The organism is Cognatiluteimonas telluris, assembly GCF_011320095.1.
Classification (GTDB): domain Bacteria; phylum Pseudomonadota; class Gammaproteobacteria; order Xanthomonadales; family Xanthomonadaceae; genus Cognatiluteimonas; species Cognatiluteimonas telluris.
On the sequence record NZ_JAANOY010000035.1, the window covers coordinates 1 to 19,511 of the forward strand.

15 protein-coding genes and 2 pseudogenes are annotated in these 19,511 nt (G+C 70.8%); 8 read left to right on the top strand and 9 right to left on the bottom strand.

All coding sequences use genetic code 11. The annotated features are described in order from the left end of the window. The 3 genes and pseudogenes from G7B67_RS11775 to coaBC form a co-directional block, all read right to left on the bottom strand. Positions 1–979, bottom strand: a pseudogene (locus G7B67_RS11775) (hypothetical protein); the annotation flags it as partial. Between the two features lie 24 nt (positions 980–1,003). After that, entirely contained in the window at positions 1,004–1,480 is a 477-nt protein-coding gene (gene dut / locus G7B67_RS11780; RefSeq protein WP_166212667.1) for a dUTP diphosphatase, read from the bottom strand. Positions 1,481–1,580: 100 nt separating this feature from the next. Continuing rightward, positions 1,581–2,809, bottom strand: a pseudogene (coaBC, locus tag G7B67_RS11785) (bifunctional phosphopantothenoylcysteine decarboxylase/phosphopantothenate--cysteine ligase CoaBC); the annotation flags it as partial. Positions 2,810–2,908: 99 nt separating this feature from the next. On the opposite strand from coaBC, the gene radC reads away from it, so the two are divergent. After that, on the top strand, positions 2,909–3,583 hold the full coding sequence (gene radC, locus G7B67_RS11790; protein ID WP_166212669.1) for a RadC family protein: 675 nt from the start codon (positions 2,909–2,911) through the stop codon (positions 3,581–3,583). Between the two features lie 166 nt (positions 3,584–3,749). On the opposite strand, the gene G7B67_RS11795 is transcribed toward radC, so the two are convergent. Further along, a complete protein-coding gene (locus G7B67_RS11795; protein WP_166212671.1) occupies positions 3,750–4,811 on the bottom strand; it encodes a magnesium transporter CorA family protein in 1,062 nt (353 codons plus the stop codon). 147 nt (positions 4,812–4,958) lie between these two features. On the opposite strand from G7B67_RS11795, the gene G7B67_RS11800 reads away from it, so the two are divergent. The 3 genes from G7B67_RS11800 to G7B67_RS11810 all read left to right on the top strand — a co-directional run bounded on the left by G7B67_RS11800 (position 4,959) and on the right by G7B67_RS11810 (position 7,135). Beyond that, positions 4,959–6,089, top strand: coding sequence for a DNA topoisomerase IB (locus G7B67_RS11800; protein ID WP_166212673.1), 1,131 nt, complete (start codon positions 4,959–4,961; stop codon positions 6,087–6,089). Between the two features lie 29 nt (positions 6,090–6,118). Next, positions 6,119–6,826: a hypothetical protein gene (locus G7B67_RS11805; protein ID WP_166212675.1), complete on the top strand. Its 708-nt coding sequence runs from the start codon at positions 6,119–6,121 to the stop codon at positions 6,824–6,826. 75 nt (positions 6,827–6,901) lie between these two features. Then, complete coding sequence (locus G7B67_RS11810) at positions 6,902–7,135, top strand: hypothetical protein (RefSeq protein ID WP_166212677.1); 234 nt, start codon at positions 6,902–6,904, stop codon at positions 7,133–7,135. A gap of 45 nt (positions 7,136–7,180) precedes the next feature. On the opposite strand, the gene G7B67_RS11815 is transcribed toward G7B67_RS11810, so the two are convergent. After that, entirely contained in the window at positions 7,181–7,492 is a 312-nt protein-coding gene (locus G7B67_RS11815) for an I78 family peptidase inhibitor (RefSeq protein WP_166212679.1), read from the bottom strand. Positions 7,493–7,990: 498 nt separating this feature from the next. Here G7B67_RS11815 and G7B67_RS11820 point away from each other — a divergent pair, with 498 nt between their 5' ends. The 3 genes from G7B67_RS11820 to G7B67_RS11830 are packed head-to-tail and all read left to right on the top strand — an operon-like array spanning position 7,991 to position 11,168. Beyond that, on the top strand, positions 7,991–9,664 hold the full coding sequence (locus G7B67_RS11820) for an NAD(P)/FAD-dependent oxidoreductase (protein ID WP_166212681.1): 1,674 nt from the start codon (positions 7,991–7,993) through the stop codon (positions 9,662–9,664). Between the two features lie 45 nt (positions 9,665–9,709). Then, the gene (locus tag G7B67_RS11825) at positions 9,710–10,555 is read left to right on the top strand and encodes an NYN domain-containing protein (RefSeq protein WP_166212683.1); all 846 of its coding nucleotides are present in this window, start codon (positions 9,710–9,712) and stop codon (positions 10,553–10,555) included. Between the two features lies 1 nt (position 10,556). Next, positions 10,557–11,168: a DUF938 domain-containing protein gene (locus G7B67_RS11830; protein ID WP_166212685.1), complete on the top strand. Its 612-nt coding sequence runs from the start codon at positions 10,557–10,559 to the stop codon at positions 11,166–11,168. Here the strand turns inward: G7B67_RS11830 and G7B67_RS11835 are convergent. Both G7B67_RS11835 and G7B67_RS11840 read right to left on the bottom strand, forming a co-directional pair. Beyond that, positions 11,149–12,408 (bottom strand): hypothetical protein, encoded by a 1,260-nt coding sequence (locus tag G7B67_RS11835; RefSeq protein WP_207780923.1) that lies wholly within the window; start codon positions 12,406–12,408, stop codon positions 11,149–11,151. The two genes, G7B67_RS11830 and G7B67_RS11835, sit on opposite strands and share 20 nt — an antisense overlap. A 1-nt stretch (position 12,409) precedes the next feature. Next, positions 12,410–13,825, bottom strand: coding sequence for an MBOAT family O-acyltransferase (locus tag G7B67_RS11840; protein WP_166212687.1), 1,416 nt, complete (start codon positions 13,823–13,825; stop codon positions 12,410–12,412). 189 nt (positions 13,826–14,014) lie between these two features. On the opposite strand from G7B67_RS11840, the gene G7B67_RS11845 reads away from it, so the two are divergent. After that, the gene (locus G7B67_RS11845; protein WP_166212689.1) at positions 14,015–15,955 is read left to right on the top strand and encodes a M61 family metallopeptidase; all 1,941 of its coding nucleotides are present in this window, start codon (positions 14,015–14,017) and stop codon (positions 15,953–15,955) included. 169 nt (positions 15,956–16,124) lie between these two features. Here G7B67_RS11845 and G7B67_RS11850 read toward each other — a convergent pair whose 3' ends face one another. Both G7B67_RS11850 and G7B67_RS13330 read right to left on the bottom strand, forming a co-directional pair. After that, a complete protein-coding gene (locus G7B67_RS11850; protein ID WP_243412360.1) occupies positions 16,125–19,040 on the bottom strand; it encodes a bifunctional diguanylate cyclase/phosphodiesterase in 2,916 nt (971 codons plus the stop codon). A 233-nt stretch (positions 19,041–19,273) separates the two neighbouring features. After that, the coding region (locus G7B67_RS13330) for a hypothetical protein (RefSeq protein ID WP_207780924.1) at positions 19,274–19,511 on the bottom strand (238 nt) is incomplete at its 5' end.

The window sequence follows — 19,511 nt, forward strand, 5'->3', positions numbered from 1 at the left end:
CCGGCGCGCCGGCCGTGGTCGCGGTGGCCGCACCCGCGGGCGCCTGTCGGATCGCCTGGGCCAGGGTCGGCGCGCCGCCCGCAGCCTCGTCGTCATCCCCCGCGGCACCGCCCCCGCGGCGCGCGGCCAGCAACGCCCATGCGCCCAGGACCAGCAGCACCAGAGCGGCGCTGAACGAGCTGATCGCGCCCAGCCCGAACAGCCCCTGGGTGGTATCCGGCAAACCGGCCACGATCCGCAGGTCGCTGTCGGGCACCTTCACCGCCAGCGCCTCGGCGGCATTGGCCAGTTGCTTGTCGCCACGCTCGAGCACCGTATAGCTGCCTTCCCGTAGCGCGAGGTAACTGCCATCGTCGACATGGGCCGATTGCAGCGCGTCGGTGGCGATCGCCAGCGGCAAGCGCACATAGGCAATGCCGACCAGGCGGCCGGAACCCGCCCCCGTGGCAGCGCCCGCGGAGGCCGGGCTGGTGCCGGCCGCCGGTGCGACGGCGAGTCGCGCCGGCGCAGCCAGCGCCAGCCGCGCGCCACCGTCCTTGGCAATCCGCGCCACCGGTGCATTGGCCACCAGCGCGGCCTCCGCGACCGCGAGCTTGCCGAAGCCGCCGTTGGGCAATGCCGCGTACTGCGCGTCCAGGTCCGGTTCCAGCACGGTGACCTGCTCGACGTGGGGCCAGCCGGCGCCGATGCGGGTGGCGGCGCCCGCCAGGTCGCCCGCCGCCAGCGCCGCCTGCACGCCCGGCGAGGCGAGGGCATCGCGCAGGCGCGTCGTCTGCACGTCCAGGGCGTGGCGGGTGCCGGTGACGGCGAGGTCGCGCGACGCTTCCAGGGCGCTGTCGCGGCTGGTGTCCTGCCATTGTTGCCAACCCGTCCACGCCAGCCATAGCGCCAGCAGCACGCACAGGCCGGCCAGCAGCGGCAGCAACGGCCGCAGGTGCGCGGTTGGCAGGCGCCGGCGTGGTTTGGACTCGTCGCTCATTGCATTCCCCTCATGGCACGCCGGTCAACGCAGGCCGGTGTGGCCGAAACCACCACTGCCGCGGGCGCTGTCTTCGAAAGTATCCACCACTTGCAAGCTGGCACGCACGATCGGCAGCAGCAGCAACTGCGCGATGCGGTCGCCCGGTTCGATCCGGAACGCAGCGCTGCCACGGTTCCAGGCGCTGATCAGCAGCGGGCCCTGGTAGTCGGCGTCGATCAGCCCGGTGCCGTTGCCCAGCACGATGCCATGCTTGTGGCCCAGTCCCGAGCGCGGCAGCACCAGCGCGCACAGGCCCGGATCGCGCAGGTGGATCGCCAGCCCCGAGGGCACCAGCGCGGCAGCGCCGGGCGCCAGGTCCAGCGGTGCGTCGAGCGCGGCGCGCAGGTCCAGCGCCGCGCTGGCGCCGGTGGCGTAGTCGGGCAGCGGCCACAGGCTGCCGAAGCGGGCGTCGAGCAGCTTGACCTCGAGCAGGTGCGGCGAAGGTGCGATCGCGCTCATGGCATGGGGTCCGGATGCGGGGTGTTCATGGGGCGCGGTCCGGCGGCGTGCGGACCGGAAGCGTGCCATCCACGCGCACGTCGTCGCGTTGCGTGCGCGGCAGGCGGGCGGCGACCAGGTCCAGCAGCTCGCCCGCCAGCTGCGTCTTCGGCGCCGGGCCGAGCGCGCGTTCGAACTGCGCGCCGTAGACGGTGAGCGCATTGCTCTCGCTCTCGAAGCCGCTGCCGGCGACCCCGACCAGGTTGGCGGCGACCAGGTCCAGCTGTTTGCGCGCCAGCTTGTCGCGGGCGTAGTGCGCGACGTCGTGCGTTTCGGCCGCGAACCCGACCACCAGTCGCGGACGCGGCGCGTGGCGGGCGACGCTGGCCAGGATGTCGGGCGTGCGCACCAGTTCCAGCACCAGGCCGTCGCCGTCGCCGGATTTCTTGAGCTTGCGCGGCGCTGCCTGCGCGGGCGCGAAGTCGGCGACCGCCGCCGCGCCGATGTAGACGTCGGCCGGCAGCGCGGCGAGCACCGCGGCCTGCATCTGCGCCGCCGAGCGCACGTCGATCCGGGTCACGCCGGCGGGCGTGTCCAGGTGCACGGGACCTGCAACCAGCACCACCTGCGCGCCGCGCTGCGCCGCGGCGGCGGCGATCGCGAATCCCATCCGGCCGCTGGAGCGGTTGCCGATGAAGCGCACCGGATCGATGTCCTCGTAGGTCGGGCCGGCGCTGACCACGATGCGGGTGCCACGCAGCGACGCCGTCAAGCGGCCGGCTCCTGCAGCGCGGTCACGATCGCGTCGGGTTCGCGCAACCGGCCGGGGCCGAACTCGCCGCAGGCCTGGGCGCCGTCGTCCGGACCGATCACCTGCACGCCGCGCGCGCGCAACAGCGCCACGTTGGCCTGGGTCGCCGGATGCAGCCACATCCGATGGTTCATCGCCGGCGCCACCGCCAGCGGCGCGGTGGTGGCCAGGCACAGCGTGCTGACCAGGTCGTCGGCCAGGCCGTGGGCGAGCTTGGCCAGGGTGTTGGCGGTCGCCGGCGCGATCAGCACCAGCTCCGCCCAGCGCGCGAGTTCGATGTGGCCCATCGCGGCCTCGGCGGCCTCGTCCCAGAGCGCGCTGCGCACGCTGCGGCCGGAGACGGCCTGCAGGCTCGGCGCACCGATGAACTGCAGCGCGTTGGCGGTCATTGCCACCTGCACCTCGGCCCCGGCATCGCGCAGGCGACGCACCAGCTCGACCGCCTTGTAGGCCGCGATCCCGCCGCACACGCACAACAGCACCCGGCGCGGCGCCAGCGAGGCGGTCGACGAGGGCGAAGTGGCGCCGGCTGCGGCCATGCGGTCGGAAAATTCCTACAGCGGAAGCGGCGTTTAGCTTACCCGAAGCGCCACCGGCGTCCGATGCCGGTGGCGCCGTGCGCGGCGCACGCTGCGGCCATGCACATCCACGACTGGCCCGCACTCGAACGCCCCCGCGAAAAGCTCCTCGCCCGCGGCGCCGGGGTGTTGTCGGATGCCGAGTTGCTGGCGTTGTTCCTGGGGTCTGGCCTGCGTGGGCAGGACGCCGTCACCACCGCGCGCGGCCTGCTCGCCGCGCACGGTCCGCTGCGGGTGTTGCTGGAGCGCAGCGCAGCGGAACTGGCCGAGCTGCCAGGTCTCGGCCCTGCCCGCGCATGCCAGCTTTCGGCCGCACTGGAGCTGTGCAACCGCTATCTCGCCGCCGGCCTGGAGCGCGGCGAGGCGATGACCGATCCGGGCGCCGCCGGGCGCTATTTCGCCCAGCGCCTGCGCGGGCATCCGCAGGAAGTCTTCGCCGCGCTGTTCATGGATACGCGGCACCGGGCGCTGGCGTTCGAGGAACTGTTCCGCGGCACCGTTGACGGCGCCGAGGTGCATCCGCGCGAAGTCGTCCGTCGCGCGCTGGCGCACAACGCCGCGGCGATCATCGTCGGCCACAACCATCCCAGCGGCAGCGCCGAACCCAGCGCCGCCGACCGCGCGGTCACCGCGCGCCTAAAACAGTCGCTGGCGCTGGTCGACGTGCGGCTGCTGGATCATTTCGTGATCGGCGACGGCGCGCCCGTCTCGCTGGCCGCGCGCGGCTGGGTCTGACCGACTGCAGCGCGCGATCAGGTCGCCGGCGCTGCTCTTGGTAGGAGCGCCTTCAGGCGCGAGCTCGCCGGGCTTCCGCTACGGTGACGTGCCAGTGTCAGACGTGGAAAGCTCGCGCTTGAAGGCGCCGCTGCCGAATCCGCCTTCGGGCCGGCGTGGCGCCGCTTCAGATCCACCGCCGCCAGCGCGCGAGCCCGGTGCCGACCACCGCGATCACCAGCATCGCCACGATCGCGCCCCAGAAGCCGCGTTGCCCGCTGTCGAACAACGGCGCCTTGAAGTTCATCCCCAGCGCGCCGACCACCACCGCCAGCGAGCCCAGCAGCACGGTGACGAAGGTCAGCACGCGCATGGTGTCGTTGGTGCGTTCGGCGCTGCGGGTGGTGAACAGTTCGAAGCTGCCGACCACCAGTTCGCGGGTGTTCTCCACCGCATCCATCGCCCGCTCGAAGTGCGCCTCCAGCGCGCGGAAATGGCGGTCGGCGACGCCATCCTCGCTGGGGCGGAAGTCCGGCCGCGCCAGCGAACCGAACACCTGCCGGTGCGGCGACAGCATCCGCCGCAGCCGCGAGGCGCCGCGGCGCAACTGCGCCAGTTCCGGCAGGCATTCCTGGTGGACCCTGCTGGACAGCACCGCGACTTCGAGCCGGTCGACCGCGGCCTCGAAGTCCGACACCGCGCGCAGGTAGCTGTCCACCACCCAGTCCAGCAAGGACGCGGCGAAGCTTTCGGCGCTCAGGGTGCCGATCCGGGTGTCGGCGCGCTCGCGGTCGCGCAGCTGGTCGATCAGCGCCAGCGGCCCGCGATGCAGGCTGACCACGAAGTTGGCGCCGCACACGATCGCCAGCACGCGGCCGCCGAAGCGCAGCTGGCCTTCGTGCTCGACCGCCACCACCTGGGCCAGGAACCAGTCGCCGACGTTCTGCAGGCGGGTGGTGCTGCCGCGCTCGCGCAGGATCGCCAGCGCGTCCTCGCCCAGGCCCAGCCGCTGTACCAGGTCGGGCAGCAACGCATCGGCGCCCCCGGCGTCGTCGTCCTCGACGTCGACCCACAACAGCTGGCGCTCGCCGACCCGGGTGCCATCGATCTGCGCCGGCTCCAGCGCACGATCGTCGCCGTCGGCATCGAACAGCAGCGCGCGCACCGCCGCCTGCGCTGGGTTGTGGCCTGGCGCCGATGCCGATGCCGATGGGGGCGACGGGTTGTGCGGTGCTGGTGCGAACTCCACTCGCTTCTCCATGGGCCCCGCGCCACGCGCAGTCGGTGCTGGCATGCACGCAACGCGCGGCGATGGCGACGATCATCGACAGCACCGCCGCGAAGGCCAGGTGAACCGTTGCGCGTCGTTGACGTGCGCGCACCAATGCTGCGACGCATGCGCGCGCCTTCCCCCCGCACCGGATCCGCGGACGCCATCGCCGAGCCGGTGCAGGCCGCCAGCGACGCCGGGCTGCGCTACGTCAGCGACGCCGCGCCCGGGCTGCGCCGCATTGCCGCGACATCGGGCAAGGGCTTCGCCTATCGTGACGACGACGGCGGGGTGGTTCGCGACGAGGCGACCCTGCGGCGGATCGCCTCGCTCGCGATCCCGCCGGCGTGGACGCAGGTGTGGATCTGTACCGATCCGCGCGGCCATCTGCAGGCCACCGGCCGCGACGCACGCGGTCGCAAGCAGTACCGCTACCACCGGCAGTGGAGCAGCGTCCGCGGCGATGGCAAGTTCGACCACATCGTCGCCTTCGCCAGCGTCCTGCCGAAACTGCGCCGCCAGTTGCGATGCCACCTGCGGGCCAGCGGGTTCCCGCGCGACAAGGTGCTGGCGATCGTGGTGTCGGTGCTGTCGGAGACCCTGATCCGGGTCGGCAACACCGCCTACGCGCGCAGCAATCGCTCCTACGGGCTGACCACGTTGCGTAACCGCCACGTCGCCTTCGTGCGTGGCGGGCGCGCGCGCTTCCAGTTCCGCGGCAAGGCGGGCAAGGAGCAGGACGTGGTGCTCGACGATGCGCGCCTGGTGGCGCTGCTGCGTCGCTGCCAGCAACTGCCGGGGCAGGCCCTGTTCCAGTACCGCGACGACGCCGGCGCGCTGGTGCCGGTGGATTCGGGCCAGGTCAACGCCTACCTGCGCGAGTGCACCGGGCAGGCCTTCACCGCCAAGGACTTCCGCACCTGGGGCGGCACCTTGGCGGCGTTCCAGCGTTTCGCGCGCACCGGCCTGCCCACGCGCGAAGACGGCACGCCTGCCGGCGAACGCGAACTCCTGGCGGTGGAGAAGGCCGTCATCCAGGACGTGGCCCGGGCGCTGGGCAACACGCCTTCGGTGTGCCGCAAGGCCTACATCGATCCGGCGGTGCTGGCCGGCTGGCGCGAGGGCCGGCTGCTGCGCCCGGACCAGGCCCCACGCGGGGAGCGGCAGTGGGAAGCTGCCGCACTGGCCTTCCTGAAACGGGCCCATCGCACAAAATCGCCGACGCGTCGCCGGACCGGGCCGGCAACCGGCGCCTGATGCGTTAGTGTCGCCCTGGGAGAGGGGCCATGAACGAGCTGCGCAACCTGCTGCTGGACTGCCGTGCGGCCCTGCGTCGCGCCGACGAGGCGTTCGACGACGGACCGCTGCGCCCGCGCATCGACCAGACCATCATCGCCATGGGCACCGCCAAGGGCCGCCGCCAGGACGACGTCCACACCCCGCCGACCTTCACCGCGCAGCAGGTGGCCTTCGCCTGGCAGCAGGCCGCGCGCGAACTGCACTTCACCCATCCGCAGATCTACGCCGAACTCGGCGCGTGGGTGCGCGACCGCCTCGGCGACGACACCCTGGTGGATCCGGCGGCCGAGTTGCTGCAGTTGCAGGCCCAGTTGCGCGAGCTGCAGGCCAGCAGCGCGGCACGCGAGGCCGAGCTGTCCGCGCTGCAGGCCACGCTGGCCGCCGCGGTGGCGCTGGACGGGACCGATGCCGACGGCAGTGAGGCCGAGCGCGCGCAGCGGCGGCTGCGGCTGCTGGTCGATGCCGCCAGCCATGGCAACGCACTGCCGCGTCCGAAGGAGGAACACCCGGACGACATCGCCCCCACCCGCGAGGAACTGCGCGCGGTGGCCGCGGGCACGCGCGTGTTCAGCGCCGCCGAGCGCGAGTGGTGCATCGGCGAGGCGGTGGTGCGCACCGCCTTCGAGCGCACGCCCGAGCAGTTGCTGGCCGACGGCGACCGCGCGCTGGCGCAACTGCTGCAGCAAGGCCCCTGAGACCGCGCGGGGCGTTCACTTCGCCTGCAACCGCCGGCCGCGACACTGCGCGTTCGTCGGCAAGCGGAGCGTGCCATGGCCAGATGCGATGTCTGCGGCAACGATTACGACAAGGCCTTCACCGTGCAGACGGTGTCCGGTGGCGGCACGTTCGATTCCTTCGAATGCGCGATCCACGCGCTGGCGCCGACCTGCGCGCATTGCCACTGCCGCATCATCGGCCACGGCGCCGAACACAATGGAATCTTCTACTGCTGCGCCCAGTGCGCCAAGCACGCGGGCGTGGTGGGCATCGACGATCGCATCTGAGCGCGTGCACCACGGCGTGCACCTGGGCGCGTCCACGCGGTCGGCTCAGCCGCAGCTGACACCCAGCACGACGTTGCCGGCATCGACCCGCACATCGACCCGCGCGGCGCTGTAGTCCATCGTCACCATCTGGCCCGGCTGGATGACGCGTACCACCTGGGCATCGCTGTCGCTGCGGATGCGCTCGAGGACCGCGGCCGTAGCGACCTTTCCGATCGCCCAGCGCGCGGGCGTCGCGTCGCAGGCGCGTCGCGCTGGCAGCGGGCCGCCGGTGTGCATCGGTTTACCCGCGCAGGCAGCGAGCGAAGTGGAGAGCAGCAGGCAGGCGGCGAGGGGAGGAACGGATGTTGTTCGCATGGGACTGGCTCCAATGGAAGGCATCAGGCGCGGACCGGTGGCAGTCCGGCTTCGCCCGCCTGGACCGTGCGCAGTTGCAGGCGCGCCAGCGCGGCCGTGTCGGGCGGGCCGATGCCCGGGTGCCGCCGGACGTGTGCAGGGTGACATGCGGTGGCACCGGAGCGTCTCACCCAGCAGGGGTGCCATCGCGTGACGGAGCCCGGCCAGTGTGCAGCCGCCGATGGTCGCGTGCAGTTCGCGCTTGCGCACGAAGGCCGCGCCGTCCAGGACCAGTTCGGCGGGGAGCGGGGGCCATGCCGCGTGCGCGATCGGCAGCAGCAGGGTCCGCGCCGCTGTCCAGCGCGGCGTGGCCGCTGCAATGGATGTCGGATCCTGGGCCATCCCGGTCCCCTGCGTGTGCGGCACAGGCGTCCGCAAGCCGGAGGCCCGTCCGGCGCCATCCTGCGGTCGGATCCGGCACGACTGCGTAAACTGCGCTGCCGACAGGATCCCCCGCGCATGCTGCGCCTGACCGACCTTACGCTGCCGCTGGACCACGATGCCGCCGCGCTGACCGCGGCGATCCTCGCACGCCTGGGCCTTGCGGCCGACGAACTGCGCGGCTACACCATCGCCAAGCGCAGCTACGACGCGCGCCGCCGTGGCGCGATCGCGCTGATCTATTCGGTCGACGTCGACACCCCGCGCGAGGCCGACCTCCTGCAGCGCCTGCAACGCGATGCCGCCGATGCCGGCCGTGGCGGCGATGCCGGCAAGGTCGGGCCGACACCGGATACGTCCTATCGCTTCGTCGCGCGCGCACCCGACGCACTGCCGTTGCGTCCGCTGGTGATCGGCATGGGTCCCTGCGGCCTGTTCGCGGCGCTGGTGCTGGCGCAGATGGGATTCCGCCCGATCGTGCTCGAACGCGGCAAGGACGTGCGCGAGCGCACGAAGGACACCTGGGGGCTGTGGCGGAAGAAGACCCTCGATCCGGAGTCCAACGTGCAGTTCGGCGAGGGCGGCGCCGGCACCTTCTCCGACGGCAAGCTCTACAGCCAGATCTCCGACAGGCACCACCACGGCCGCAAGGTGCTGACGGAGTTCGTCGCCGCCGGCGCACCGGAGGAGATCCTCTACGTCAGCAAGCCGCATATCGGCACGTTCCGACTGGTGTCGATGGTCGAGCACATGCGCGCGACGATCGAAGCGCTTGGCGGCGAAATCCGCTTCGGCCAGCGCGTCGACGACCTGCTGGTCGACAACGACAGCGCCGGGACGCGCCACGTGCGCGGCGTCGTGCTGGCCAGCGGCGAACAGCTGCGCGCCGACCACGTCGTGCTGGCGCTGGGCCACAGCGCGCGCGACACCTTCGCGATGCTGCACGCGCGCGGCGTGCGGGTGGAAGCAAAACCCTTCTCGATCGGTTTTCGCATCGAGCACCCGCAATCGCTGATCGACCAGGCGCGCTTCGGCCCGCAGGCCGGGCACCCGCTGCTCGGCGCGGCCGACTACAAGCTGGTGCACCACTGCCGCAACGGGCGCTCGGTCTACAGCTTCTGCATGTGCCCCGGCGGCACCGTGGTCGCGGCCGCGAGCGAGCCCGGGCGGGTGGTGACCAACGGCATGAGCCAGTACTCGCGCAACGAGCGCAACGCCAACGCGGCGATCGTGTGCGGCATCACGCCGGAGGATTTCGCGCCCTACGGCGAGGGCCCGCTCGCCGGCATCGCCTTGCAGCGGCATTGGGAATCGATCGCCTTCGCGCTCGGCGGCGGCGACTACGAGGCGCCGGGGCAGCTGGTCGGCGACTTCATCGCCAATCGCGCCTCCCAGGCCTTCGGCGACGTGCTGCCGTCGTATAAGCCAGGCGTGCGCCTGGGCGACCTCGACCAGGCACTGCCGCGCTACGCGATCGATGCGATCCGCGAAGCATTGCCGGCGTTCGACCGGCAACTGCGCGGCTTCGCCATGCACGATGCGATCCTGACCGGCGTGGAGACGCGCACGTCCTCGCCGGTGCGGATCACCCGCGGCGAGGACGGCCACAGCCTCAACACGCGCGGCCTGTTCCCGGCCGGTGAAGGCGCGGGGTATGCGGGGGGCATCCTCTCCGCCGGCGTCGATGGCATCCGCACCGCCGAGGCGGTGGCGCGCGACCTCGTGGCGCAGGGCCTGGCGCGCGCGGCCTGAACGCGGCGCGCGCACAATCGCATTGAACCTCCGCGGGAGTCGGCAATGAAGGAACGTGGCAACGGCAAGACCGAGGCGGACGACGCGCAGCGCCGGCTCGCGGTGCTGATCGACGCCGACAACGCACCGGCCTCGATGATCGAGGGCCTGTTGTCGGAGGTGGCCAAGTACGGCGTGGCCAGCGTCAAGCGCATCTATGGCGACTTCACCTCCACGCGCGCGTCGCAATGGAAGGAGAAGCTGCTCGAACACTCGATCAACCCGGTGCAGCAGTTCGCCTACACCAGCGGCAAGAACGCCACCGACAGCTCGCTGATCATCGACGCGATGGACCTGATGTACACCGGCCGCTTCGACGGCATGTGCCTGGTCTCCAGCGACAGCGACTTCACCCGCCTGGCGCAGCGCCTGCGCGAGGAAGGCCTGACCGTCTACGGCTTCGGCGAACACAAGACGCCGGTGGCATTCGTGCAGGCCTGCGACAAGTTCATCTACACCGAAGTGTTGCGCCAAGCGCCTGCGGCGTCCGCCAAGCCACCCGCGCGCAGGCCGGCGAAAGTCGCCAAGGCAGCCAATGCCATGACGACGCCGGCAGCGGCGACGAAGGCGACTGGACCCGCGGCGCCGATGCGGGCAAAGGCGGGCGGGCCGGAACCGCTGCCGCTGGACCTGATGCGCCGGGCGATCGAGGACGCCTCCGACGATGCGGGCTGGGCGCACCTGTCGGCGATCGGCAACTACCTGACCAAGATCCGTCCGGATTTCGATCCGCGCCTGCACGGGCACCGCAAGCTCAGCGACCTGGTGCGCGCGCATCCGCGCCACTTCGCGATCGAGGAGCGCGCCGGCGCCGGCGGCAGCAAATCGATCTACGTGCGCGCGCTGGACTGACGTGCACGCGCCGCCACCGCGCGTCAAACCCTTCTCGCCGGCCTGCGAGCGCAACCGCGAGCCGATCCTGGCGGTGCTGCGCGAGGCCTTCGCCGCGCGCCGGCGGGTGCTCGAGATCGGCAGCGGCAGCGGCCAGCACGCGGTGCATTTCGCCGCGGCGATGCCGTGGCTGCAATGGCAATGCTCGGATGTCGCCAGCAACCTCGCCGGCATCGCCGCGTGGCTCGACGACGCGGGCCTGCCGAACACGCCGGCACCCATCGCGCTCGATGTCGCCCGTGATCCGTGGCCATCAGCGTCCTTCGATGCGGTGTTCACCGCCAACAGCCTGCACATCATGGACTGGGCGTCGGTGCAGGCACTGTTCGCCGGGCTGGTACGGGTGCTCGCCGACGAGGCGACCGTCGTCGCCTACGGCCCGTTCAATCGCGGCGGCGGGTACACCAGCGACAGCAACCGCGAATTCGATGCCTGGCTGAAGGCGCGCGATGCCCGCTCCGGCATCCGCGATGCGGAAGCCGTCGATGCACTCGCGCGTGATGCCGGACTGACACTCGCCGGCGACATCGCCATGCCGGCCAACAACCGCTGCCTCATCTGGCAGCGGGGCTGACCACCGCGACGTCCGTCACCGGCGGCAACGCACGCGGCGCGCCCCACGCTTGCCGCTGCACGATCGGCATCAGCGCGGTGGTGAAGCGGGTCGCTTCCGGCGCCGAAAGATGCGACCACTCGGGTTGCACGTAACCCTGCAGTTGCGGGTAATCCTCGAAGTGGATGCCCGCCGCGCCGGTGCGTCGCAGCAGCACGTCCCAGGTCAGCCGGCGCGGGAAGTATTTGTCCTCGTAGGCGTGGTAGGGGCCGATGCTCGGCGGGCGCAGGAACAGCACCTGCACGCCGCGCGCACGCAGGGTCGCGATCGCGGCGACCGCCTTGTCGATCTGGGTGTCGATGACCTTGCGCGACTTGGCCGGCGTGTCCATTCCCGGCGGCGGCGCGCCGAAATCCTCCGCCCAGATGCTGCGTGCCAGCGCACGGTACTGCGGATCGGTTTCCAGCTTGTGCCACATGTGCGAATTGCGGTCGGCCTCCTGCACCAGCAGCTTGCGCACGCGCGTGCTCTTGCGGCTGCCGGGCCGCAGCGGCCATGCCTGCCGGTTCACCACCGTGGGCAGGGCGAAGTCGCTGTCGTAGAACGCGAAATAGGGTTCGACCAGGTGCCGCGCCAGCCACGTGCCCGCGCGCTGCGCGGGCGTGCGCTTGTGGAAGTCGGCGATCGCGTCGCCGCGGTAGGCGAAGCCGCTGAAGAAGATGTCCGGCGCCACGCCCACCAGCACGCGCCCGGTGAAGTCAGGGTCCGCGGCGAGATCCTCCAATACCGGCACCGGCGACGTACCTTCGAGCGCGAGCTGGATCGGCCGCTCGCCGGTCGCCTGCTGCCACACCGGCAACTGCACGTCGAACAGCACCCGCGAGGCGCCGGTCAACACCGTCGCATCGCCTTCGCCGTTGTCGATGCGCGCGCGCTGCAGCGCCCAGGCGTCGTTGCCGTTGTGGTAACCCGGCACCGCGCCGAACGCGCGCCAGTACGCTTCCCAGCCGACGAGCGCGAGCGCGGCCAGCACGATCGCGGTGACGAAGATGCGCGACCAGGGCTGTGGCGGGATGTCGCGCTCGGGCACCGGCTGCGCGACGCCGGGGCGATCGGAGGCGGTCTGGCGCACGAAGCCCGGGCGCACGAAATGCTCGCCCGCACCGGGCCCGGGCAGGGGACTGCCGGGCGCCGTCAATGGAATCCCGATCGACGCCGCAGCCGCGGCCATCGCCGGTTCGGCATTCGCGGGCGCGGCCACGTCAGAACTGGAAATAGATGAAGGCATTGCCCGACCCCTGCGTGATCACGATCGCGAACAACATCGCCGCCCAGCCGACCGAGACGACCGCGGCCGGTGTGCGCGCGATGGCGGTTTCCAGCGTGCGTTCGCGCATCCACCAGTGCGCGGTAACGAGTCCCAGGATGATCACGGCGGTGAGCACCAGCCCCGACGTGGCCACGATCGGCGCCGCCCGCGCATGCGCGCCGAACATCCCGCCGAGCAGGCTCCAGGCCTTGGCGAAACCGTGCGCGCGGAAGAACACCCAGGTGACGTTGACCAGCGCGTAGGTCAGCAGCGCGAACGCGAACAGCATCCACGGCCCCGGCCGGTAGCCGGCGAAGCGCGAGCGCAACAGGCGCTCGCCGGCAAGATACGTCCCGTGCAGGCCGCCCCAGACAACGAACGTCCAGCTCGCGCCATGCCACAGCCCGCCGAGCAGCATCGTCGCCATCAGCGCCATGTAGGTGCGCGCCTCGCCGTGGCGATTGCCGCCGAGCGGGATGTAGACGTAGTCGCGCAGCCACGCCGACAGGGTGATGTGCCAGCGGCGCCAGAAATCCGAGAAGCCGATCGCCGCGTACGGAAAGCGGAAGTTGTCCGGCATCGCGAAGCCCAGGCACATGGCGACGCCGATCGCGGTGGTCGAGTAGCCGGCGAAGTCGCAGAAGATCTGTCCGCTGAAGGCCAGCGTGCCGATCCACGCATCGAGCGCGCCGGCGAGCTTGTCGCCGTCGTAGACCTGTTCGGCGATGGGTGCGAGGAAGCCGTCGGCCAGCACGACCTTCTGGAACATGCCCAGCGTCACCAGCGCCAGGCCGAAGCGCAGCATGTCCGGCGTCGCCTGCCGCGGCTGCGCGAACTGCGGCACGAGTTCGGTCGGACGCATGATCGGCCCGGCGACCAGGTGCGGGAAGAAGGTGACGAACAGCGCGTAGTCGAGGAACGAGGTCGCCGGTTTCGCGCGCCTCAAATACACATCCAGCGTGTAGGACATCGTCGCGAAGGTGTAGAACGAGATGCCGACCGGCAACACGATGTCGAACGCCGGAGCCTGGTACTGCACGCCGACGCTCGCGGCCAGCGCGGTGAAGTTCGCGAGCAGGAAGCCGCCGTACTTGAAGTAGCCGAGCATGCCCAGGTTGGCGACCACCGACAGCAGCATCCATGCCCGCCGCGCCGCCGGGCGCTGCGCGTGCACGAGCTTCTGCGCCGCGTACCAGTCGACCACGGTGGAGATCCACAGCAGCAGCACGAACGGCGGATTCCACGCCGCGTAGAACAGGTAGCTGGCGAGCAGCAGGTTGAACTTCTTCGTGGTCCAGCCCAGCGGCAGCCGCTGCATGCCCAGCACGCAGGCGAAGAACACCAGGAAGGTGAGCGAATTGAAGACCATGGCCGCCTGCCGCGCGGCCGTCGGCGGCCGTGATGGGGGAAGCAACGCCCTGCGCTCCGCGGGGCGGCCAGCGGGGGCGGGCTCGGGTCGGCCCGGAACGTGACCGGATTGGCAGCGCCCATGGCCTCTGGGGGATGCGCGTCACGCCCCGGCCGCTAGGATTCGGGGATTGCCTGCCAGGAGTCCCGCATGACTGCTTGCCTCGACGCGCGCGTCGCGTTGCCACTGTTGCTGCTCACCGGCCTGGTGGCGGGGCCGGCGCTGGCGCAGACCGCGCCGCCGGCCGACACGCCCTATGCACCGGGCACGATCCGCATCGCCGTCGATGCCACCGACCTGTCGCAGCGGATCTTCAAGGTCCGCGAGACCATCCCGGTCGCCGCCGGCGAGCTGACCCTGCTGTATCCGCAGTGGCTGCCCGGCAATCACTCCCCGTCGGGCCCGATCGACAAGCTCGCCGGCCTGCGCATCACGGCCGACGACGGCAGCGCCAATGGCAAGCCGCTCACCTGGCGCCGCGATCCCCTGGACGTCTACGCCTTCCACGTCGACGTGCCCGCCGGCGTGTCCTCGATCCGCGCGGATTACCAATACCTGACGCCGACCGACGGCTCGCAGGGCCGGGTGGTGATGACGCCGAACATGCTCAACCTGCAATGGAACGCGGTGGTGCTGTATCCGGCCGGGCATTACGCGCACCAGATCCAGTACGACGCCAGCGTGACCTATCCGGCCGGCTTCACCGCCGCGAGCGCTTTGGACCTCGCCAGCGGCGATGGCAACGGCAGCGCGACCGGCACCGCGCATTACGCGCCGGTACCGCTGGACATCCTGGTCGACTCGCCGGTCTACGCCGGGCGCTACTTCAAGCAGTTCGAACTGAACCCTGGCGCCAAGGTGCCGGTGCGCCTGAACGTAGTCGCCGACGCGCCGCGGTTCCTGGAGACCAAGCCCGAGCAGGTCGCGCAGCACCGCGCACTGGTGGCGCAGGCGCTCAAGCTCTACGGCGCCCAGCACTACGACCACTACGACTTCCTGTTCTCGTTGTCCGGCCAGATGGGCGGCAACGGCCTGGAGCACCAGCGCTCGAGCGAAGACGGCGAGGACAGCGATTACTTCAGCGAGTGGAATGCGAAGGTCGGGTTCAGCGACCTGCTCGCGCACGAGTACACGCACTCGTGGAACGGCAAGTTCCGTCGTCCCGCGGACCTGTGGACGCCGAATTACAACGTGCCGATGCAGGACAGCCTGCTGTGGGTGTACGAAGGCCAGACCCAGTACTGGGGCAACGTGCTGACCGCGCGCAGCGGCCTGCGCCCGCTGCCGGCCTCGCGCGATGCGCTGGCGCTGGTCGTTGCCGCCTACACCGACAACCGCCCGGGCCTGTCCTGGCGCGCGGTGCAGGACACCACCAACGATCCGATCATTTCCCAGCGCCGGCCCAAGCCCTACCGCAACTACCAGCTCAGTGAGGATTACTACTCGGCCGGGCAGCTGATCTGGCTCGCCGTCGACGCGCGCATCCGCAAGCTCAGCAACGACCACAAGTCGCTGGACGATTTCGCGCGCGCATTCTTCGGCGTCGACGACGGCGTGTGGAAGACGCAGAAGCCCTACACCTTCGAGGACGTCGTGGCCACGCTCGACGGCGTCGTTGCCAGCGACTGGGCGACGTTCCTGCGCGAGCGCCTGGACGGCAAGGTGCCGTTCGCGTCCAGCGTCGAGGCCACGGGCTGGAAGCTCGTCTACTCCGACACGCCCAGCGACTACGCCAAGGCCTTGCAGAAGGACAACAAGGGCGCGGCCGATTTCGTGTACTCGCTCGGCTTCGCGATCGACAAGGACGGCAAGCTCGGCGACGTGCGCTGGGACAGCCCGGCGTTCAACGCGGGCCTGGGCACCGGCGCGACCGTGGTCGCGGTCAACGGCCTGGGCTACGACAAGGCGACGCTCGAGGATGCGCTCAAGGCGGCGAAGACCGACAAGGCGCCGTTGCACTTCCTGGTGCGGGAGTTCAACCGCTATCGCACGGTCGACGTCGACTACCACGACGGCCTGCGCTACCCGCACCTGGAGCGCATCGTGGGCACGCCGGACTACCTGACGCAGATCTTCGCCGCTCGCAAATAATGCGCGCGAGCGGCCATGGGCCCGGGTGCGCTGCGCGTATCCGGGCCACGCCGGTTTGCACGATTGCGCTTCGGCAGGAGCGGCTTCTGCCGCGAGCTCTTCGGGGATGCGAGCCCCCGGGTGCGCTGCGCTGACCCGGGTTACGCCAATGTCGCCTGCCGGAGTGTCATCACGACCAGTGTCCGATCGGCGCCGGACGCCCCAGCAGGTAGCCCTGGCCGTAGCGGCAGCCCATCGCCAGCAGGGCGTCGCGCTGGGCCGCGGTCTCGATGCCTTCGGCCACCGCTTCCATCCCCAGCGCGCGCGCCAGCGCCAGGATCGAGACCACCACGGCATCGGAATTGCCTTCGCCGATGCCCAGGCGCGCGACGAAGCTGCGGTCGATCTTGACGCTGCGCAGCGGAAAGGTGTGCAGGTAGCTCAGCGACGAATAACCGGTGCCGAAGTCGTCCAGCGCCGCGCCAATGCCTTCGTCGCGAAGGCGCGCGAGGATGTCGCGCACGCCCTCGGGATCGTCCAGCAGCGAGCCCTCGGTGACTTCGATCACCAGCCGCGAGGGCGCCAGGCCCGTGCGCTGCAGCATCTGGGTCAGGCGCTGGCTGAAATCCTCGCGGCGGAAATGCAGCGGCGAGACATTGATGGTGAGGTAGTCGCGATCGCCGCGGCCGGCCATCAGCGCGCAGCTGTGCTCGAACATCCACCAGTCGATCGCCTCGATGCTGCCGCTGTCCTCGGCGATCGGCAGGAACTGGCCGGGCGCAAGCAGGCCGCGGGTCGGGTGGTTCCAGCGGATCAGCGCCTCGTAGCCCATCACCTCGTCGGTCTCCAGGCACTGGATCGGCTGGAAATACGGCTCGAACTGGTCGTGCTGCAGGGCCACGCGCAGGTCGCGCTCCATTTCCAGCACGTCGACCGCATGCTTCTGCAGCGACACGTCGAACAATTCGAAACGCTTGCGTCCCAGTTCCTTGGCCCGGTACAGGGCAACGTCGGCATCGCGCAGCACGTCGTCGGCGTTCTGGTAGGTGGCGTCGGTGATCGCGATGCCGATGCTCGCCGAGGGCTCCAGTTCCTTGCCGGCCACCAGCAGCGGCTCACCGAGCTTTTCCAGCAGGCGCTGGGCGACCTTGACCGCGGTTTCCGGCACCGGCACCTGTTCGAGCAGGATCGCGAACTCATCGCCCGACAGGCGCGACACCAGGTCGGGATCGCGCACGCAGGCCTGCAGGCGCCGGGCGACTTCGCGCAGCATCTCGTCGCCGGCCAGGTGCCCGAGGCTGTCGTTGACCACCTTGAAGCGATCGATGTCCAGGTAGAGCAACGCGCCCTTGCGGTGCGGCTCGCGACGCAGCAACCCGAGCACGCGCTCCAGCCGCTCGCGCAGGTAGCCGCGGTTGGGCAGCCCCGTCAGTGCGTCGTGCATCACCTCGTGCTTGAGCTGCTCCTGGATGCGTTCGCGCTCGTGGATTTCCTTGCGCAGTTCCAGGGTGCGCGCGGCGACGCGTTCCTCCAGCTGCTCCAGGCTGCGCTGCTGGATCTGCGCGGCGCGGCGGCGGCTGAGGCTGTTGGCCAGCTGCGAGGCGACGAAGCTCAGCAGCTCGCGGTCGGCTGGCCCATAGCGCACGCTCGGCGTGTAGCTCTGCACCGCGACCAGGCCGATGGTGTCCTCGCCGGCCAGCAGCGGCGCGCCGAGCCAGCTCAAGGCCGGGTCGCCGGCCACCTGCAGCTCGATCTCGCCGCGCCGTGCGAGCGCGGTGATGTCCTCCGACGTGCCCATGAACACGTCGCCCTCGCGCATGACGTATTCGCTCAACCCGCGCCCGAGCGGACGCGTCTGCCCGCTGCGCCCGCGCACGTCGACGTAGTAGGGGAATTCCAGCGCGTCGCCTGCCTCGTTGAGCAGGGCGATGAAGAAGTTCTCGGCATTGAGCAGTTCGCCGACGACCTCGTGCACGCGGCGGTAGAACTGCGCCTGGCTGATGTCGGCCGTCGCCATCTGCGCCAGCTGGAACAGCACCGCCTGCAGGCGCTCGGCGCGCTGGCGCTCGACGATCTCCAATTGCAGGCCGCGGTTGGCATCGGCCAGCTCCTGCGTGCGCAGCTTCACCGAGCGTTCGAGCTCGACCTTGCCCTGCTTGCGTTCCAGCGCGGTGAGGATGTGGCTGCCGACGAACGACAACAGCGCCATGTCGTTGGCGTCGTAACCGATCCCGGGCTCGTAGCTCTGCACCACCAGTGCGCCGCGGACCTGGCCATCGCGCAGCATCGGCACCCCGAGCCAGTCGTTGCCGTCGGGGCCGTGGATGTTGAGCGGGCCGGAGATCTGCTTCAGCAGCGACGGCGTGTCGCCCATCAGCGGCTTGCCGTCGCGGATCACGTACCAGGTGAGCGTGTTCTCGCGCGAGGCCAGCGGGATCTCCAGCTCCGGGTCGCGCGGCGCGGTGTCCTCGACATCGGCGAAATACAGGAAGCGGATCGTCTCGCGCTCCGGGTCGCGCAGCACCAGGAAGAAGTTCTCCGCGTACATCAACGTGCCGATGATCGCGTGGATCTCGCGCAGCATCTCCGACATCGGGCGCTCGGAGCCGGCAAGGTTGGAGATCGCGAACAGCGCGCGCTGCAGTTGTTCCGAATGCACCAGCCGCGCATTGCTGGCTTCCAGCTCGGCCATCTTCAGCGACCGCGACAGCAACCGCCCGGCGATCGCCAGCGGCGACGCGAGCGCCTGCAGCACGTCGCCCGCGCGACCCGGATCGCAGGCCAGCACCAGCACGTGGGGGGAGGGCGGAAGCGGCGCGGCGGTCGCGCTGCCGTCGCCGGTGGATAGCGCGGTCCCGGTGCGCAGGGCCGTGCCCGCGAGTGCGAGCAGGTCCTCGCTGCCCGCGGCCGGGCCCCCGGCGACCAGCGCCAGGGTGTCATTTTCGGCCTGCGCCAGCCATGCGTCGCAACAGCCGGGTGTTCCGGCGGCGATGGCAAGCAGGCGCGTGGCCAGCGTATCGACGGTGTCGGCGGCGACCAGCGGTTCGAACCAGGCGGGCGCCGCGGGCGTCCCGGGGCCGGTCATCGGTGGCGGCGATCCATTCACGTCTGCCTCATTTAGCACACGCGCCCTCGGCGTGGGCGTGACGCAGGGCGCGCTGCCGGTGCGGCCGGCGTGGCGATGCCATCACTGGCCGGCGCTCGCGCGGCGCATCGACAACGCGACTGGAGGCGCGGAACTGACGGGCGCCGGTCGCTAAGGTGTGGCTTGACGCGGATCGTGCAGGGCTGGCCAGTAGCGCGGCATGGTGCCAGCATCGGTTCACCGGCGATCCGCGATCATCGGTTTCCCGTGCCGTGCGGGTTCGTGCAACGAGGTACTTGCGTGTGTCGTGGCGTGATCGTGTAGTTCCCCGGCGTGCCGATCACGGCCGCGCCGCTCCAGGCCACGCCAGTGCGGCGGCTGCCTCCCCGGACCCTGCCGCGCCGCTGCGCGCCATCGTGCGCCGCGCCGGGGGCGGTGGCGCGCCAGCCCAGCGGGCGGGTCGTGGCCACGTTGCCGCTGCGATGGCAGGCA

Bases quoted from the DNA above. Each gene is read 5' to 3' on its own strand.
- G7B67_RS11805 (WP_166212675.1), top strand. From the start codon at position 6,119: ATGAACGAGCTGCGCAACCTGCTGCTGGACTGCCGTGCGGCCCTGCGT.
- G7B67_RS11820 (WP_166212681.1), top strand. From the start codon at position 7,991: ATGCTGCGCCTGACCGACCTTACGCTGCCGCTGGACCACGATGCCGCC.
- G7B67_RS11825 (WP_166212683.1), top strand. From the start codon at position 9,710: ATGAAGGAACGTGGCAACGGCAAGACCGAGGCGGACGACGCGCAGCGC.
- G7B67_RS11815 (WP_166212679.1), bottom strand. From the start codon at position 7,492: ATGCGAACAACATCCGTTCCTCCCCTCGCCGCCTGCCTGCTGCTCTCC.
- G7B67_RS11845 (WP_166212689.1), top strand. From the start codon at position 14,015: ATGACTGCTTGCCTCGACGCGCGCGTCGCGTTGCCACTGTTGCTGCTC.
- G7B67_RS11810 (WP_166212677.1), top strand. From the start codon at position 6,902: ATGGCCAGATGCGATGTCTGCGGCAACGATTACGACAAGGCCTTCACC.
- dut (WP_166212667.1), bottom strand. From the start codon at position 1,480: ATGAGCGCGATCGCACCTTCGCCGCACCTGCTCGAGGTCAAGCTGCTC.
- radC (WP_166212669.1), top strand. From the start codon at position 2,909: ATGCACATCCACGACTGGCCCGCACTCGAACGCCCCCGCGAAAAGCTC.
- G7B67_RS11800 (WP_166212673.1), top strand. From the start codon at position 4,959: ATGCGCGCGCCTTCCCCCCGCACCGGATCCGCGGACGCCATCGCCGAG.
- G7B67_RS11840 (WP_166212687.1), bottom strand. From the start codon at position 13,825: ATGGTCTTCAATTCGCTCACCTTCCTGGTGTTCTTCGCCTGCGTGCTG.